At 47.8% G+C, this 2,572-nt stretch carries 3 protein-coding genes; all 3 read left to right on the forward strand.

Features of this window, described 5'->3' with window-relative positions; genetic code table 11:
- On the forward strand, positions 1-507 hold a 507-nt coding region (locus DXA36_RS33275), incomplete at its 5' end, for an InlB B-repeat-containing protein (protein ID WP_207666396.1).
- 255 nt (positions 508-762) lie between these two features.
- A complete protein-coding gene (locus tag DXA36_RS32435; protein WP_118683624.1) occupies positions 763-1,083 on the forward strand; it encodes a PadR family transcriptional regulator in 321 nt (106 codons plus the stop codon).
- Positions 1,083-2,519 (forward strand): HAAS signaling domain-containing protein, encoded by a 1,437-nt coding sequence (locus DXA36_RS32440; protein ID WP_118683625.1) that lies wholly within the window; start codon positions 1,083-1,085, stop codon positions 2,517-2,519. Before DXA36_RS32435 ends, DXA36_RS32440 begins: the two co-directional genes overlap by 1 nt.
- The last annotated feature ends 53 nt before the right edge of the window (positions 2,520-2,572 follow it).

Genomic DNA, 2,572 nt, shown 5'->3' on the forward strand with positions numbered 1-2,572 from the left:
AATTACACCGCCGACACAAACGGAAGTGTAACGAATGCCAGTGAAACAATACATGCGGTAAGCGGGAAACCTCAGGGTTCCACAGCGACAGCTTCTAATGGCTATCATTTCGTTAACTGGACAAATGAAGCTGGTGAAGTAGTGAGTACGGATGCAGCATATGTGCCTGTCAAAGTAAATGGTTTGCATGTGGCAGCCACTTACACCGCACACTTTGCCGCTAATACCCCAACCCCTACCGATCCGACTCCCGACCCGACCCCCGGAACTCCGACGACGACAACTCCTACTGCAACAACCGCCGTACTTGGTGAAGCATTAGCACCCGTACAGCCCGAGGTAGGCGTCCTTGGTGAAGCACTGGCACCTGAAGTAGGCGTCCTGGGCGAAGCCAAAGGCCCTGGAACAGGAGATACCGCACCGATAGCCGGATGGTCATTCCTGATAATGGGAGCAATCCTGACATTGGGAGTTACTGCCAAAAGACGTAAAAAAGAAGAGGAATAAATCCCTCACCCTTGGATCACAGTGTAATAATTCTTAGAAAATGACAGAATGAAGAGAACTCCCGCCGGCAAAGCAAGGCCGGCGGGAGTTCTCTTTTCGCTCTTAAGAATTTCTTTCGCTTTTTATCCAATATTTTTCAACGTTTCTTCCGGGCTTATTCCTTGACTAAAAATAGTATATATCATATAGTATACCTAAAGAACGATATTATACATCATATAATATAAAATGCCCCAAGGAAAGGGAGTGCAGACTATGGTTTTCAATACAGGAGCGGCATTATTGGATGCGATTGTGCTCGCTGTTGTCTCAAAGGAACCGGAAGGGACTTATGGATATAAAATAACCCAGGAAGTACGGCAGGTAATTGAGTTATCCGAGTCCACGCTGTATCCGGTGCTCAGAAGGTTACAAAAAGATGACTGCCTTGCCGTTTATGACATGGAATGCGCAGGCAGGAACCGCCGCTATTATAAGGTGACGGAAAGAGGAATGGCGCAGCTTACGTTATATGAAGAAGAATGGAATAAATATTCCGCAAAAATAACGGGTATGTTTGAGGGAGGTATTAAATAATGAACAGGCAGGAATTTATGAAGCAGTTGGAAGTGCTCCTTTCGGACATTTCCCAGGCAGAACGGGACGAAGCGTTACAATATTATAATGATTATCTGGACGATGCAGGCATGGAAAATGAAGAAGATGCGATAAGCACGCTCGGTTTTCCTGCACAGGTAGCCGCTAATATTAAAGAAGGTCTGAAAGAAGGCGGTGATGCGGGAGAATTTACGGAAAAAGGTTTTCAGATGGACGGGGAAGGAAATCCTTCCGCAGAAGCGGCATCTTTTACTGAAACAGCGCCTTCCGCAGAAGTGCCATTTTCTGTGGAGCAGAATGACAAAATAGTTCTTCATCTGGATGACACTTTTACTGAAGCTATCCAGGAAGGATTTGCAGCGGAAAAGAATATAAGAAAGGCAGAGGAAACGCCTGCCGTGGATGCCGAAGATAAGGGGAGTGCGGATTCTGCTGATGTCCGGCAGGATCTTTCCGGTCAACAGCAGGAAGAATCCGAACAGGAACAGCAATATCAGGATAGCCAATATAAGAATGGCCAGTCCCGTGAGAACCAATATCAGAACAGCCTGTACCAGGGGAACCAGTATCAGGGAACGCAGAGTCAGAACGGCCAATATCAGGAAACCCGGAACCAGAACGGCCAATATCAGGAAACCCGGAACCAGAACGGCCAATACCAGGGAACCCGGAACCAGAACGGCCAATATCAGGGAACCCAGAACCAGAACGGCCAATATCAGGGGAACCAATATCAGAATAGCCAGTACCAGGGAACGCAAAACCAGGACAGCGGCTATCAGGGAAACCGGAGTCAGAACAGCCAATACCAGGGAACCCGGAACCAGAACAGCCAATATCAGGGAACGCAAAACCAGGACAGCCGCTATCAGGGAAACCAGTATCAGGGGAACCAGCAGGGCCAGGCATATCAGGGCAGCCCTTACCCTAACAATAACCAGGACCCTTACCAGTATCAGAACACTTACCAGAATCAGTACCAGTACCAGAACCAATACGGTAGTTCCTATAATACCTACGGCAGGCCCCTTAAAAAAAGGCGTACTACCGGTGAGATCATCTTATTTGTCCTTTTATGTATTTTTGCGCTGCCGATTGTTGTTCCCATAGGGATTGCTGTCCTGGCGGTGGTTTTCAGTCTGGTGGTAGCTGTTGTTGCGGTTCTCGGATCGCTGGTAATAGCCGGATTAGTAGTATTGGTAGTCGGAGTAGTCCTGGTGATAGAAGCCTTTACGAAATTATTCCTTTTCCCGGCAGGAGCTATTTATCTGTTGGGCGGCGGCCTGATATGTACGGGAATCGGCCTTGCGATGACAGCAGCTATGATCTGGGTGGTAGCAAAAGTGGTTCCGGTCGTATGCAGCGCTTTTGTGAAGCTTTGCAGATTACCGTTTACCAGAAAAAATGCGGTATGAGGGTAGTGTCAAGTGAATTATGAAAACCCGAAGCCGGGTGAACTGGCAACATT

It is taken from the genome of Eisenbergiella sp. OF01-20, assembly GCF_003478085.1.
Classification (GTDB): domain Bacteria; phylum Bacillota; class Clostridia; order Lachnospirales; family Lachnospiraceae; genus Eisenbergiella.

What these genes read in the sequence shown, in the direction of transcription:
- DXA36_RS32435 (WP_118683624.1), top strand. Translation starts at nt 763, where the DNA reads ATGGTTTTCAATACAGGAGCGGCATTATTGGATGCGATTGTGCTCGCT.
- DXA36_RS32440 (WP_118683625.1), top strand. Translation starts at nt 1,083, where the DNA reads ATGAACAGGCAGGAATTTATGAAGCAGTTGGAAGTGCTCCTTTCGGAC.